Annotated in this window: 15 protein-coding genes and 1 pseudogene; 10 read left to right on the top strand and 6 right to left on the bottom strand. The window is 40.4% G+C overall.

Features of this window, described 5'->3' with window-relative positions:
- The 5 genes and pseudogenes from ACFE90_RS26775 to ACFE90_RS26755 form a co-directional block, all read left to right on the top strand.
- Positions 1–1,300: group II intron reverse transcriptase (locus ACFE90_RS26775; protein WP_375505459.1), on the top strand; the 1,300-nt coding region annotated here is incomplete at its 5' end.
- A 113-nt stretch (positions 1,301–1,413) separates the two neighbouring features.
- A pseudogene (locus ACFE90_RS26770) lies at positions 1,414–1,920 on the top strand (reverse transcriptase N-terminal domain-containing protein); the annotation flags it as partial.
- A gap of 572 nt (positions 1,921–2,492) precedes the next feature.
- A complete protein-coding gene (locus ACFE90_RS26765; RefSeq protein ID WP_375505458.1) occupies positions 2,493–3,212 on the top strand; it encodes a hypothetical protein in 720 nt (239 codons plus the stop codon).
- Between the two features lie 360 nt (positions 3,213–3,572).
- Entirely contained in the window at positions 3,573–4,340 is a 768-nt protein-coding gene (locus ACFE90_RS26760; protein ID WP_375505457.1) for a DUF1350 family protein, read from the top strand.
- Between the two features lie 154 nt (positions 4,341–4,494).
- Positions 4,495–5,631 (top strand): PP2C family protein-serine/threonine phosphatase, encoded by a 1,137-nt coding sequence (locus tag ACFE90_RS26755; protein ID WP_375505456.1) that lies wholly within the window; start codon positions 4,495–4,497, stop codon positions 5,629–5,631.
- On the opposite strand, the gene ACFE90_RS26750 is transcribed toward ACFE90_RS26755, so the two are convergent.
- The 4 genes from ACFE90_RS26750 to ACFE90_RS26735 form a co-directional block, all read right to left on the bottom strand.
- A complete protein-coding gene (locus ACFE90_RS26750) occupies positions 5,632–5,958 on the bottom strand; it encodes an STAS domain-containing protein (protein WP_375505455.1) in 327 nt (108 codons plus the stop codon).
- Between the two features lie 648 nt (positions 5,959–6,606).
- Positions 6,607–7,281 carry a nucleotide exchange factor GrpE gene (grpE, locus tag ACFE90_RS26745; RefSeq protein WP_375505454.1) on the bottom strand — a complete coding sequence of 225 codons (675 nt, stop codon included), beginning with the start codon at positions 7,279–7,281 and terminating at the stop codon, positions 6,607–6,609.
- Positions 7,282–7,374: 93 nt separating this feature from the next.
- Complete coding sequence (locus ACFE90_RS26740; RefSeq protein WP_375505453.1) at positions 7,375–7,866, bottom strand: Dps family protein; 492 nt, start codon at positions 7,864–7,866, stop codon at positions 7,375–7,377.
- 128 nt (positions 7,867–7,994) lie between these two features.
- A complete protein-coding gene (locus ACFE90_RS26735; protein WP_012410090.1) occupies positions 7,995–8,258 on the bottom strand; it encodes a ParB N-terminal domain-containing protein in 264 nt (87 codons plus the stop codon).
- 112 nt (positions 8,259–8,370) lie between these two features.
- Between ACFE90_RS26735 and ACFE90_RS26730 the strand changes: the two genes are divergently transcribed.
- Entirely contained in the window at positions 8,371–10,110 is a 1,740-nt protein-coding gene (locus ACFE90_RS26730) for a SpoIID/LytB domain-containing protein (protein ID WP_375505452.1), read from the top strand.
- Positions 10,111–10,310: 200 nt separating this feature from the next.
- Here the strand turns inward: ACFE90_RS26730 and ACFE90_RS26725 are convergent, their stop codons facing one another.
- Positions 10,311–10,610 carry a ferredoxin gene (locus ACFE90_RS26725; protein WP_375505451.1) on the bottom strand — a complete coding sequence of 100 codons (300 nt, stop codon included), beginning with the start codon at positions 10,608–10,610 and terminating at the stop codon, positions 10,311–10,313.
- Between the two features lie 586 nt (positions 10,611–11,196).
- On the opposite strand from ACFE90_RS26725, the gene ACFE90_RS26720 reads away from it, so the two are divergent.
- From ACFE90_RS26720 to ACFE90_RS26705, 4 genes are all read left to right on the top strand, one after another.
- The gene (locus tag ACFE90_RS26720) at positions 11,197–12,198 is read left to right on the top strand and encodes a Gfo/Idh/MocA family protein (protein ID WP_375505460.1); all 1,002 of its coding nucleotides are present in this window, start codon (positions 11,197–11,199) and stop codon (positions 12,196–12,198) included.
- A 20-nt stretch (positions 12,199–12,218) separates the two neighbouring features.
- A complete protein-coding gene (map, locus tag ACFE90_RS26715; protein ID WP_375505450.1) occupies positions 12,219–12,995 on the top strand; it encodes a type I methionyl aminopeptidase in 777 nt (258 codons plus the stop codon).
- Positions 12,996–13,028: 33 nt separating this feature from the next.
- Positions 13,029–13,658: a restriction endonuclease subunit R gene (locus ACFE90_RS26710; protein WP_375505449.1), complete on the top strand. Its 630-nt coding sequence runs from the start codon at positions 13,029–13,031 to the stop codon at positions 13,656–13,658.
- Positions 13,659–13,728: 70 nt separating this feature from the next.
- A complete protein-coding gene (locus ACFE90_RS26705) occupies positions 13,729–14,349 on the top strand; it encodes a Uma2 family endonuclease (protein WP_375505448.1) in 621 nt (206 codons plus the stop codon).
- A 370-nt stretch (positions 14,350–14,719) separates the two neighbouring features.
- Here the strand turns inward: ACFE90_RS26705 and ACFE90_RS26700 are convergent, their stop codons facing one another.
- Positions 14,720–14,956: a hypothetical protein gene (locus tag ACFE90_RS26700; protein ID WP_375505447.1), complete on the bottom strand. Its 237-nt coding sequence runs from the start codon at positions 14,954–14,956 to the stop codon at positions 14,720–14,722.
- Positions 14,957–15,158: the final 202 nt, after the last annotated feature.

Here is a 15,158-nt window from a genome sequence, read left to right as displayed (position 1 = left end):
ACGCACGGTTTTGGAGAGCAGTGGCTCTTGTGAGAGAGTCACTGACTTTAATAGATCGACACATGATGCCATCCAAGCCATATATTCCAGCATTAACAAAAAGCCCAAATTCGTGTTTGACGCGGATATAAGCAAATGCTTTGACCAAATTAAACACGACGCTCTGCTGTACAAATTAAATACCTTCCCGGCACTACGCCGTCAAGTAAAAACTTGGTTAAAGGCAGGATACGTCCACAATCACCAATGGGAACCTACTTATGCAGGGACACCGCAGGGAGGAGTTATTAGCCCACTCCTTGCCAACATTGCCTTGCATGGATTAGAAGAGCGTATTAGAAAATGCGTAACCACTGGAATAAAAGCCCAATGGTCATTAGGCGTAGCTAGATATGCTGATGATTTCGTGGTTCTCCACGAAAACATTGAGGTGATAAGAGCGTGTATGGCGGAAGCCAAAAACTTCCTCGCATCAATCGGTCTTGAGTTACACCCGTCCAAGACGAGAATTGCCCATATCCTCCACAAGTATGAGCAGGAGGAACCAGGGTTCAACTTCCTTGGTTTCAATATTCGTCAGTACACTCTAGGTAAACACCAGAGTAAGCGAGGGTATAAAACTCTCATCAAACCCCAGAAAGAAAAAGTACAAACTCACCATCAAAAACTGGCTGGCATCACAGTAGAAATGAGAGCCAAACCCCAGGATGTTTTAATCAAACGGTTAAATCCGATTATCAGAGGCTGGTCAAACTACTACAGCGCAGTGGTGAGTAAGGAAACATTTGGGAAACTAGATGCACTCCTGTATTGGAATCTTAGAAACTGGGGAAAACGCCGTCATCCAAACAAAACTGAGAAATGGATATACGCACGGTATTGGCGGAGAATCCAAAACGGAGACTATGATGCCAACACCTTTGCGACCAGCCAGGAAGGAAAGCAAGCCTGCCGGTTAACCTCTCATGCCAAGACACCTATTGTCAGGCACAAGAAGGTTGAAGGCAACAGAAGTCCATATGACGGCGATTTAATCTACTGGAGTACGCGCCTTGGGGAACACCCCGAAATGGATGCAACAGTAGCAAAACTACTGAAGCGCCAAAACGGAGAGTGCGCCTATTGTCGCCTTAACTTTTTGGATGGAGATTTGCTGGAGAAAGACCACGTAATACCACGAAGCTTAGGAGGCAAAAACTCCTATAGTAATCTCGAACTTCTCCATCGCCATTGCCATGACAAGAAAACTGCGAATGATGGCAGTCTGACAGGCTCCAATGTCAAGGAAGCGGTTAAATGAGGAGCGGAATGATGGGAAACTATCACGTTCCGTTCTGGAGAGCAGTGGCTCTCGTAAGGGAGCCACTGACTTTAATCTGAGGTGTTCAGAATACACTAACTAAAGAAGAGAAAATGATTAGACACAGTTATAAAACTAGTGAATCTTGGAGAGCTTTACCGTGGAAGAAATTCCGCCGAAATCTTTTCCGCCTTCACTCATCGCGTATTTAAAGCTGTTCAAGTTGGAGACAAGCGGAAAGCTAGATCACTCCAAAAGCTTATTCTTAAATCCACCTCGGCTCGATTTCTTGCAATTAGACTTGTATCTCAGCTAAATGCTGGTAAAAATACGGCTGGTATTGATGGTAAGAAATCCCTCACATTTGAAGAACGCTTCAACCTTGAAGAACTACTGAAAATGAATAGTGGAAATTGGAAGCATCAGGGTTTACGGGAAATCCCCATCCCTAAAAAGGACGGGACAACCAGAATGCTTAAAATACCAACCATCGCGGATAGAGCTTGGCAATGCCTCGCAAAATATGCACTTGAACCAGCTTGCGCGTTGCCACTTTCCACGCCAGGAGTTACGGGTTCAGAACTGGGCGCTCTGCCCATGATGCACAAAAGTACATCTTTTTGCACTGCTTGGAATGTGGCTGATAGAGAGACTCTGGCGTTCTCATAAGTGAAAGGATCGAGTTGCTCAACGTCATTTCTAGGTTTGTCAGCCAGTTTGAAGAGTGCAGTTTGAGTCTGATTGATGCGTTGCTGTTGACCACAGATGCCAACTAATGTAATAACAGAGAGTAAAGAAGACTGAACAAAGGTTTTAGTCCACTTGAGTGGACAGTAGCTATAATCCGCTAAAATTTATTCTGGGTTGGCGATAATACTAATCGAGAATGCTGCAAAATCCCAGCTTTTGCGGTCTTTTATATTACTGTTTTTTGTAGCTGCAAATAGTTGTTGACCAGGGCAAGAAACTGTTAAATTTTCATTGCATTTACGGTCAATTGATTTATTTTCGTTCTTGTTACTTTTATAGTATAAATAGTTATATTAAAAAAAGAGTATCATATTGTACAACAAATCTTGACCTTGCATAGCAGTATTAACTTGTTTGAAAAAGTTTAGACAAAATGCCAGCATTCCAGAAATTTGATTGCTATATTAGATTAAATAACTATTCTGGCAAGGATTGAAAAGCTGTGCGGGATGATTTACAGGGCTTGGAAATTAGTCAGGATGAACTGCAAAAACTGACTAATTTACCTGTCAATAATCAACTTTTAATCATTACAAATCCTCTAAAAAAATTAGTAAGAATATACATCCAAAAAATTAAAAGCTCGGAAGGAGCAACTGTAATTTTTATTGGGTTTGCTACATTTGTTTTTACTTATCTTTTATTTGATATATTTATAAAAATATTTGTAGCATGGGTAACGATTCCATCCTGGATATTATTAATTATCCTAGGTATTTGGATTGGTGGATTTACACAAAGTATATTATATTTAATATGGAAAAGTAGAAGTAAAATTATCAAATATCACATGACAAATTCTCTGCAAATCCTGTTAAACGATGTTGAAAGATATAATATTGTTATTAGAGCAATAGATATCAATGACCAAATAGAAGAAGCTGGTAATCCAGAAGTGCTTATAAAGGAAAGAGAGAGTGTTATCGAAGCACTACAACTCACTAAATCAGATTTAGTTCGTGCTTTGAAGACAGAAAGAATTTTGAGAGAAAATAAGAGTTTTATCCTTAGTAATACAGAGCTATTCGTCAACAATTTAGCAACTTTAACAGCCATGCAAGTAAATGAACAAGCTACTGAGCATGGAAGATTACTCAATGAAGCATTACAGATTGCATTAGATGTGCAACACGAAATGAAAAGATTACAGACTCAGCGCTAAGATGATTCGTAATTCATAATAACCTTTCATAGACAGGGGAGCAAGGGAAAGTTCTTGCTGGCGGAAAGATATTTAAATTAACCTGCCACAAAGGTTTCAAAGCAAATAAATTTATTTATGCCCAAAAGTAAAAATATTTATTTCGAGATGTGTAATACGAGAAATAATACATCCTTGGTTCAGCAACCCTAAATTTATATATGGGGATTCCCCCTGCTCCCAGCAAGAGCTGCCCTTTTTCCTTTTATTGACTTCCAACCTACTCACCAGATATACTCAGTGGCTTTTTCCATAATCTTTCCCACAGTTACGATCGCCGATCTAACATAAAGAATATCAAGAAAGCGATCGCTTATCGGCATGGACTGGAAAGAAGTCAGAGGCAACTGGGTAATCATTCCCCGAAATCCCATAGGTATCATCCATTTTTTAGGAGGTGCATTTGTCGCCACTGCACCGCACATCACTTATCGCTGGTTACTCGAACAATTGGCAAGTAAAGGTTATGTTGTAATTGCTACGCCTTTCGTCAACACCTTGGATCATACTGCGATCGCAAAATCTGTGCTGCTAAACTTTGACCGCACCCTCGAACGTTTACACGATTCTGGGGCATTACGCAAGCTTTACTACCCCATCTACGGCATTGGACACAGTATGGGCTGTAAACTTCACTTGCTGATTGGTAGCCTCTTTAAAGTAGAACGCGCAGGCAATATTTTAATATCCTTCAACAACTACGCCGCTAAAGAAGCTATCCCCTTAGTAGAACAATTCAATTCTACTTTTGCGATTGAGTTTACCCCCTCACCATTGGAAACCAACCAGCTTGTCCAAGAGCGTTACGACATCAGGCGCAATTTATTAATAAAATTTAGCAATGACACCATTGACCAATCCGCAGCTTTAACCAAAATCTTACAAGAACGCTTTGATCAGATGGTGACAACACAAACGTTACCAGGAAATCATACAACACCTCTAGGTCAAGACATTAAATGGCAAACTGGAACATCTTTCACGCCCTTTGATGCCTTAGGGCAATGGTTCAAACAAGAAGCATACCGCGACTTGAACCAGCTAAAAAATACTATCCTCTTGTGGGTTAACCCTCTTGCACCCCCATAATGTTTTATGACTATTAAAAAGTCATTAATTTGACGGCAAGATAGAAATGAGTTAGGAGTTTTAATAAAGAGAAACTACTAACTCATTAGTCCATATCCTATTTTATTATCTATTTTTATAGCAATTTATTAATTAGTTTTAATTACAATTATCTATGTTTCAAATATTAGTAATTGATGATGATTATTCAATAAAAATACTTCTGAAAAGAATGTTGGAAAAGCAGGGTTATGAGGTCGTTACTGCCAGTAGCGGTGAGGAAGGAATAGAAAAGGCACTGGCTTACCGTCCAGCACTAATTATTTGTGATTGGATTATGCCTGGGTTGACTGGTCTGGAAGTCTGCCACCACATTAAGAAAGATCCTAAATTTTCCACTACATTCTTTATTTTATTAACATCTTTAGATTCAGTTGCCGATTGCGTCAAAGGTCTAGATGCTGGCGCTGATGATTTTATTTCTAAACCTATCGAGCATAATGAATTACAAGCACGGGTAAGAGCGGGATTACGTCTGCATCAGTTGAGTAGAGATTTGCAGGCTCAAAAGTTGCTTTTAGAATCAGAAATGTCAGAAGCCGCAGAATATGTGCGATCACTACTGCCTTTTGCCATGACTGAACCCTTCAATATAAATTTCCGATTCATTCCCTCGCGGCAACTTGGCGGTGACTGTTTTGATTACTATTGGCTCAATGATGATTATTTGGCAATTTACTTACTTGATACTGCCGGACATGGACTCAAAGCTACTCTTCCCTCTGTTTCAGTGCTGAATCTGCTGCGTTCCCGTGCGCTCAAAAGCCTAAATTATTATCAACCTAGTGAGGTGTTGAAGGCTTTGAATGATACCTTTCAGATGAATTATCAAAATGACAAATACTTTACGATTTGGTATGGAGTTTACAACCGAACCAACGGCCAGTTAATTTATGCTAGTGCAGGTCATCCACCAGCAATTTTAATAACTGGCACGTCTCCAAGAAAATCTGAAGTTCAACTATTGAAAACCCCCGGTATGCCAGTTGGGATGTTTCCAGAAGCAAAATATGTTGATGGATTTTGTAATATTGAAAAATTCAGTACTCTTTACATTTTTAGTGATGGTGCTTATGAGATCACTAAATCAGATGGTACACTTTGGAGTTTGGATGCTTTTATTCAGCTACTAGTTAGCTTACAAAATCCGGTTGATTGCCAACTCGATCAGGTATTAAGTTATTTAATCGCTCTAAACTCCAAAGATGCTTTTGATGATGATTTATCTATCTTGCAAATTAAATTTGATTAATTAAGTCTTTGAGACTATAACCTGATTAAATGCATCTTGGCTAGGAAATATTTCAAAGACTTTATCCATATTAGTCAGTTCAAATAAAATCCTAACTTGTTCATTAATTGAGCATAGAACAAGCTTACTATCTGCGGCCCGCAAGGTTTTAAAAGCTAATACTAAAGCTCCCAAACCGGAACTATCCATAAATGTTACATCTTGGAAATCAACTAACACAATTTTTGTACCCAATTTTAAACTTTCAGTAATATTTTGTCGAAAAGCTTGTGAAGTTGTGGCGTTTAAACTTCCAGCGAGCTTAATAATTTTCACTTGTTCTATCATAATTATGTCATGCTGATTTGTGTAAATGATGCTTTGATTTTGCTATTATATACCCATCATAGAAAATTAAAAATGCTTACAAGGAAAAATTATTTAAAAATGATACCAAAATAAGTAAGGATAAACTATAAACATCTTTATCTTATTGTTAATCAAAAACTAATTTTTATTTAACTAAATATTGCCTGACTACTAGTAAATGACTAACTAAAAATAACGGATATACATCTTATCTTTAGAGGCTAATATTGAACTACAAGTAAAAATTCCAGCTTTTCGGATAATTTGCTAAAGATTTTTGCAAAACTGAAATTTGTTCAATAAACATTATCAAAATAGCCTGCAAAGGCAGGCTTTGTTTATGTAACCCAGATTTCCAGTCTGAGAGAATTAATGTGCAGCTTTGTATGATAATAATTAGCATTTACATTTATTTATGTCCGATTACTTACATAATTGCAATAATTCCTGTCTAGATGAAGAAACTTTAGCAAAAAAACTTGGTTTTAGAAGCCATACGGTTCAAATAAGCGGTTTTGTAGCCGAGGCAGGGGGGCGGCTACCTGACTTTAGGTAGGGGGGAATTACGCCAACAAATATAAGCCTTTAAAGCTTTAAGGGCATTAGAGGAAGGCCAAAATTTGCCTTCTAGTTCTCTCTAAGAGAACTTACTTTAGCTCGATAAAGCAGCTTCTCACCTTGAAGGTAGCCAGTATAGCGCACCTTGACTAATTCTCCAGGTTGTGCAGTTCCCTCCATCAATTGGTGCAGTTGGGGATCATAAGGTAATTCTGCCCCCACGGGTGCGATCGCTTCCACCCCCCACGCCTCTAAAAGCTTTTCTAGAGGTTTTTGCACCAATGGTACTATTTTGACTGCTGCTAGCTGGGGATTCTCCTGTGCTTTCTGTGCTGCGGTTGGCCATTGCAATAATAAAGACTCCAGCAGTTGCAAACTCGACTGCTGGAGTTCTTGTAGTAATATCTCTCGCTGTTGTTCTAATTGAAGTTGCGATCGCTGGTACTCTTTTCTTAAATCTGCAATTTCTTCTAATAATTCCTGAGTAGGCGCTGCTTTCTCTGGTAAGAACTCTACGGTTGAAAAAGTTGCGATTAATTTATTCAATGAAATTTGTAGCACTGGCGATAGCTTAAGCAGTACATCTACTCGCATCTGCTCTAGCTTTCCTTGGCGTAACCGCAAAAGTTGACGCTCTGAGACACTAGCAGCGCGACTCAGCGCTTTGAAACTAGGAATCCCCGCCTGTTGCATTAAATCTTGCAACTTTTGGGAATTGGGCATTGGGTATTGGGAATTGGGCATTGGGGACTGGGAATTGGGGATTGGGGACTGGGTATTGGGTATTGGCAAAAAAAATTAAGTCTTTATTAGCTCCTAGTCCCCAGTCCCCAGTCCCTATTCTTCCAGTAAACTTCTCAACATCCAAGCTGTCTTTTCATGTACTTGCATCCGTTGAGTTAATAAATCGGCAGTGGGTTCGTCGTTAACTTCCTCTAGCACAGGGAAAATAGACCGTGCAGTTCGGACTACGGCTTCTTGTCCTTCCACTAGTAAACCGATCATTTCCACAGCTTTGGGAACGCCGGGAGTTTCTGGAATCGAACTCAGTTTGGCATATTCGTTGTAGGTTCCTGGCGCAGGATAGCCAAGCGCTCTAATCCTCTCGGCAATTAAATCAACTGCTAAAGCTAATTCTGTATACTGGGTCTCAAACATCAAATGCAATGTTTGGAACATCGGCCCCGTTACATTCCAATGGAAGTTATGAGTTTTCAGATAAAGTGTATAAGTGTCAGCCAACAAGCGAGATAAACCCTCGGCAATTTTAGTCCTACTCGCCTCGTCAATGCCTATATTTACATTTTTGACTGTTACTTTCGATGACATAATTTTCTCCTAATTAGGTTATATGTAATTGGGGATTAGGAATTGGGCATAGGGCAGAAGAGGCAGAGGGGCAGGGAGCACAGGGTGCAGAGGAGAGGAATTTTCCCCCTACTCCCTACTCTCATTCTCTACGCCAAGTGCATCTTTAATACGCTGCGGGGTGCTTTACGAACTCTGGCTAAAACGGTTTCTTTGCCTAAACGCTGGCAAGCCTCATACCGATGGCAACCAGAAAAGCCATAATATTGTCCATCTACTTCTAGGACATCTATAGGTTCTTGCTGCCCAATCTCCGCAATCGATTCCATTAAAGCTTGCACTTTATTTGGATCGTTTGCACGAGGCAACGGCCGTTTTATCTGATTTAATGGAATTTCTTGGACTCTAACCATAAGGAGTTTATCCAACTAGTTCTGTTTTGTGTCTCTAAATAAATCATAGTCATTATGACTACGTTTTGCAAGTACTTTGGGCAAAACTGTTAATGGTATCATTGGAGCACTCATGCGACAAAAAAACCGCACTACAAAGCAATTAAAAAATCAGCTCCAACACCGCATTAAGGGGCAGAAGACGATCGATTACTTGCTATGGCAACTCTTGGAGACGCTGCGCGTAGCTTGCTTCCCCGTAGGGGTACGCTATCAGGTAGCTATGAAATTTTCGCTTTGGCGTTTTTCCCACACTGTGCTGACCACATTTTGTCTATTGGGACTAACTGCTGCATCAGCGCCTGAGAGTAACATTCAGGGTATGGAACTGAGAATTGGGATTGTGCAGCGATTTGGCTCACAACCCACAGCCAAGTTGCAATTAGAACCGACAAAAGGCGATCGCTTAAAGCTAAAATTTCTTGCAAGCAATAAGCAGCAAACCTTGGTTACCAAGAATCCTGTAAAGCTGGAAACAGTCATGCAAGCTTTACCCCAGCCAACAGTTGAGGAAGTAGTAGTTTTAGGCACATACCGTACCTTTGAAACTGCGGAAGACAGTGCTAATAAATGGCGTTCTCAAGGAATGGAAGTAGAAATAGCCCAGCCAGAACGCTGGCAGGTTTGGGCAAAACGCGATGTTTATAGCACTCCTTTACTACGACGGTTGCTATTGCAGAACATCCAAGCTTCTACTAAAGAAAAAGTATATCTTGATACTAGAGTTTTAAAACAAGTACCGCGAGTTAGTTGGGTGGTGGATGGCAAGCGCTATAGCCCAAATGATTTGGAAATCAGCACTGATAAAAACTTGATTCGGGTGAATAAAAGCGAAAAACAAGAGTTTGCTCGTCTTTATGTCGGGCGACTGAATTTGCAGCCAAATGCTTATGGCACATACACTTTAGTTAACCAAGTTCCTTTAGAAACTTATTTGCGTGGGGTTGTGCCTTACGAAATAGGCACGGATGCACCAACAGCCGCGCTGGAAGCCCAAGCAATTCTGGCTCGGACTTATGCTTTAAGAAATTTACGCAGGTTCGCCGCAGATAACTATCAGTTGTGTGCTGATACTCACTGCCAAGTTTATTATGGACTGAATGGAGCGGCCGCCAAAACAGACAAAGCGATCGCCTCCACTAGGGGTAAGGTAGTAACCTATAAAAACGAACTAGTAGATGCCCTTTATTCTTCTACTACTGGTGGCGTTACCGCCTCCTTCAGCGATGTCTGGAATGGTGACGAGCGTCCCTATCTGCGCCCTGTACTGGATGCTGCAACTAATTTTTGGGATTTGTCTAAGCAGAGTTTAGCAGATGAAAAGAACTTCCAAAAATTTATTAATACGCAAGAAGGATTTAATGAAAGCAAGTGGGATATGTTTCGTTGGCATAAGGAAACCCCTTTAAAGGATATTACCAAGGACTTGCAGAAATTTTTGCAGGTGAAAAACAGTCCATACGCCAAATTTAAGACAATTCAGGCTATGGCAGTAGTAAAGCGAAGCCAGAGTGGGCGTATCCTTGAACTTGCCGTCAAAACTGATAACAGCACCTTTGTTCTCCACAAAGATGAAGTTCGTAGTGCCTTTGCTGCTCCTAGAAGTACGCTATTTTACATAGAACCCCTAAATAAAGGAAAACCCGATCTTTGGGGATACGCTTTTATTGGGGGTGGATTAGGACATGGAGTCGGCTTGAGTCAAACTGGCGCTCAAAATTTAGCTAAATTAGGTTGGTCAAGTCCAAAAATTCTCCAATTCTACTATCCTGGTACTCAGATTCAGATTTTCAGCAAAGAGACTAAACTTTAAGTTAATCGGAAAAGTCCATACTGAAAAAATCAAGCAGGAACACAGTAAATTTTGTGTTCCTGCTCAACACGAAATTAGGCTTTTTGTCAAAGTCGCTTTATAGACACGGCATTGAAAAGGCGTTAACACTAGATGTGATGCTTTTATTTTTTCAACATCACTAACTCTTGCAAGAGGTTTATTGTTGAGGGGCCTAACTCTTAGTAAAGTTCTTCCTCTTTGTGAGTTTCAATTGTCACGTCAGAGGTTGGGTAAGCGACACAGGTGAGTACATATCCAGCTTGTATTTGATCGTCATCTAAGAATGACTGGTCACCTTGATCAACGGTACCTGATACGAGTTTACCTGCACAGGTCGAGCAAGCACCAGCGCGGCAAGAATAGGGCAGGTCAAGACCAGCTTCTTCGGCAGCGTCTAGAATATAGGTATCGTCATCAACTTCAAGCGTTTGGTTCAGCCCTTCGGCTTCGTTGACTAGTGTCACTTTATAGCTTGGCATTGAGTAATCCTCTTTTTTGCAAACGGTAGTATAAGTTATCTTTAGGCAAAGGTCACGGCTGTTCTGTGGGATTAGCCGCTCGTTCAAATTTGCTTCAATTCTGATACTACGAGAAAAATTAAACGATGTGACTGGAAATTGAACGCGATTAGTAATGAAATTTAGTTGCTTAATCCTGATAAGTTTTATTTATATTATTTCCGTGCCTAGTCAGGGTGTGATTAGAAAAAATTATTATTAATGGATAAAAATATGAATAGGATTAATGCCACCTATGTTTTGTAGGACTTACGCAGAAGAGATCCCCAACTTCCTTTAAAAAGCAAAGCTGTTTCATTCGATCAGGTAGAGATTTTCTCAATATCAGCCTTGCCGTATCCCTATTCAAAAGCCAGCTAGGCATAGCGGACGCAACAGAAGACATTAACTGCGCCAACGTCTTGATTATTTTGTGATTATAGTTTTGAAAACATGCCCTAGTACGAATGTTGTAAAGTCTAAACTGGTGAAGTCATTTGATTCCAGATGTTGAGAGAATCTCACCACTAGAAACATGAAAGAATCAAAAACAGAACTAGTGAGGATCATGTATAATTCAGAAGCAGCTTTGGAAAAAGCAAAAGTGCGTGTAGGTTTGGTAGGTACCGGGTATGCGGCAAAGTTTCGAACTGAGGCATTGCTCCATAATGAGGGAATGCGATCGCAGTTAATCGCAGCTGTTGGTCATACCGCAGAAACAACAGAAACCTTTGCCAAAGAGTACCAGATTGAAGCGTTGAGTTCTTGGCAAGAGCTAGTAGAGCGTGAAGATATAGACCTAGTGGTGATCTGTACTATCAATCGAGATCATGGTGCGATCGCTCATGCAGCACTTACCAACGGCAAACATGTGGTTGTAGAATATCCTCTTTCGTTGGATGTAGTCGAAGCAGAAGAACTGATTGCCTTAGCCAAAACACAAAAAAAACTCCTGCACGTTGAACACCTAGAACTTTTGGGTGGTTTGCATCAAGCTTTGAAGCAAAACTTAGCCAAAATTGGTGAAGTTTTTTATGTTCGCTACAGCACCGTCAATCCCCAGAATCCTGCACCCCGCAAATGGACTTATAACCACGAGTTGTTCGGTTTTCCGTTAATTGGTGCGTTGTCTCGCCTACATCGTCTCACCGATTTATTTGGTAAAGTATTTACTGTTAACTGTCACCAGCGATATTGGGAAATAGAACCGGAATATTACCAAACCTGTTTCTGCACTAGTGAACTATCCTTTAACAGTGGACTTTTAGCCCAAGTAGTTTATGGCAAAGGCGAAAGTATTTGGCAATCAGAACGCAAGTTTGAAGTTCACGGAGAAAAAGGTGGTTTAATTTTTGATGGTGACACCGGAATTTTCATCCAGCCAGGGGAAACAACACCTATAGAGGTTGGCCCTCGCCGGGGTTTATTCGCTAAAGACACGAGTCTGGTTTTAGACCATCTTTTTGATGGTACTCCTTTGTACGTTACTCCAGAGGAGAGCTTGTATACCTTAAAAGTTGCTGATGCTGCACAAAGAGCTGCACAGACAGGGTTAACTATGTTTATGTAAAGATATCTAGATAAAAGTTAATGAAAACCGAACTAATTGTTATTTTATCCCAACGAGAATTAGACAAAATGCGTCAAGCTGGGCGTTTAGCAGCTAAACTTCTCCAGCATCTCGAACCGTTCGTGAAGCCAGGGGTTAGCACTCTTGAACTAAATGATGAAGCCGAACGTTGGACGCAAGCGCATGGAGCAAAAAGCGCACCCCTTGGCTATAAGGGCTATCCTAAATCTATTTGCACCAGTGTAAATGAAGTAATTTGTCACGGCATTCCCAATGCCAAGCAAATTCTCAAAGAAGGTGACATTATTAATATTGATGTGACGCCGATTGTTGAGGGTTATCACGGTGATACATCTAAAACATTTTTTGTCGGTACCCCTTCTCCAAAAACAAGAAAGCTGGTAGAGGTGACAGAGGAGTGTTTGCGCTTGGGTATTGCTGAAGTTAAACCTGGGGCCCGCATTGGAGACATTGGTGCAGCTATTCAAGAGTATGCTGAAGGACAAGGGTTTTCTGTAGTGCGAGATTTTGTTGGACATGGCATTAGTAACATTTTTCACACTGCGCCGGATGTTCCCCACTATGGCACACGCGGTAAGGGTAAGCGCCTCAGACCAGGGATGGTTTTTACTATTGAGCCAATGATTAACGAAGGTACTTACGAAGTCGAGGTTCTGGGCGATAAATGGACTGCGGTAACGCGCGATCGCAAACTTTCTGCTCAATGTGAGCATACCTTAGCTGTAACTGAAGATGGCGTTGAAATCCTCACCCTACCTGAAGGCGAGAATTACTAAACTAGTAGGTTTTTCTACTACTTGATTAACATCATGGCTCAAACTATTGCTGCCGAAAACGTCACACTTGAGCAACTAATATTGCTCTATGGATTAGAGTTAGTTGATTCGGAAGAATTCTTTCGAGAGTGGCAAGATGAGCTACCAGAACTGACAAGCTTAGAAAAGCAGTTATTGGATCAAATAAAGGCAGGTTACTTAAATTTACGAAACCATCCGCCTTTATTAGAAAATACAGTTAACACAACTATTTTATCGCCACTGCTATTTATTGGGAAGTTTTATTTACCTCCTTTTCACCTCAAATTAGAGAAATCTATTGAGATTGAAACACAAGACAAGCAAACTATCATTAAAGGAAGAATTGACTTTTTACTTCTAAATCAAAAATTCTGGGTAACAGTTATTGAGTCTAAACAGGTTGCTTATTCGGTAGAAGCAGGACTTGACCAAATTCTGGCATATATGCTGGCTGTTCCCCAGTCACAAGATGTAGTATTTGGCATGATTACTTCTGGTGGCAGTTTTATGTTCATTAAACTGCTCAAAGGTCATCCTCCCCGCTATGCCACTTCGGATATTTTTGATGTCCGTAATCGTGGCAATGAGTTATATAATGTACTGCGGATTTTGAAGCGTATTAGTCAATTGACTTTTGCCTGATCAAAGCTAGTTAAAATAATTAAAAAGCAGTATTGCTGCTCTAGTTCTGAACCTGGAAGGATAAATATCTATGGTTTCAGCCACTATTAATACAGGCAATCTTAGCTCTGAGGCATTCGTTGCTGGCTATCTAGATGATGTACGCTACGAGTTAATTGACGGAGAACTAATCGACTTAAAATCTACTGGACTTCATGAACAAGTAGCTGGGTTAATTAATCGTAAGCTCAACGTAGCAATTGATCTGCTCAACTTGCCTTGGTTTATTTCCATGAAATGCCTGATTAAACCATTAGGTCAAAATTCAGCTTTTAGACCTGATGTTGTGATTCTTGATCAGACAGCTTTGGCGAATGAGCCATTATGGAAAACTGAGCCAGTGATTACATTAGGCAAGTCTGTAAAGTTAGTAGTAGAGGTTGTCAGTACTAATTGGCAGAATGACTATGCTCGGAAAGTTGAAGACTACGAAGCTTTAGGTATTGGAGAGTACTGGATCGCAGATTATTTAGGGTTAGGAGGCAAACGCTACATTGGCTTATCCAAACAACCTGTAATCACGATTTATCAGTTAGTCGATGGAACTTATCAAAAACAGCAGTTTAGGGGAACAGAACGCCTCATCTCCCAAACATTTCCAGACCTGAATTTAACCGCAGAACAGATATTTTTCGCCGGTCGCTATAGTTAGAGATTGTGGAATATGTAGTGCTTTTTGGGGATAAGTATTTAAACTGCTTAATAATTATTTAGTGGGGGTTATGTTGGAAAAGTGCAAAAACGATATAACATGACTCTTGGCACTGTTTTGATGTCAACAATTATCGATATAGCGCTTCTCACTTAAGTGCAATACAGACCTAACCCCCAACGCCTTCCCTACAAAGGAAGGGGAGTAAGATTCAAAGCCTCTCTCCTTTTAGGAGAGAGGAATGGAAGTGAGGTCAAACTGTGTTGCATCCAAGCAAGAACCGCTATAAATCCAGTGCTTCTTAAATCTTCAGAGTTAATAGCAAAGACCTGTTCAAATCGGGTGTATTTCTGTTATCTCTTCCCACTCGTTATTTTTCCACCTTATTTTCTCGGTGTTGCTGAATGAAAGTGTAAAACTCCATGTTTGAAACTGTTTCCTTTGCATCTTTGGAGGAAACCAAATTTCTACTTTTAATCAGCAACGCCGTTTTTTGATGGGAAAGTGATGAGGTAATTTTTTTACCCTCTAAGTTAAGGAGAAACTCATCAATGGCAGAATTAATCACAGATGCAAATCCTCTTAACGGTACTCCAGGCCCTGACACTCTAATTTACTTTAAGGTAGATGATCCTATAGGAGATAATTTTCTTCCGAGTAGTTATTTGGATACTGTTTACATAAACGGATTCGACGGTAACGACTCTATCGGCTAATTTCGAGATTCAGCTTGAAGGATCGCCGCTACTAGTGGCAAGCGATATTATCGTTTAATAGACTTCTTGCAAAAGTCCTTAATACCCCACCCC

Origin of the sequence: uncultured Nostoc sp., from assembly GCF_964245445.1 — a bacterium.
Classification (GTDB): domain Bacteria; phylum Cyanobacteriota; class Cyanobacteriia; order Cyanobacteriales; family Nostocaceae; genus Nostoc.
Note: the sequence above shows the minus strand (reverse complement) of the source record. Positions and strands in the feature narration are given on the sequence as shown.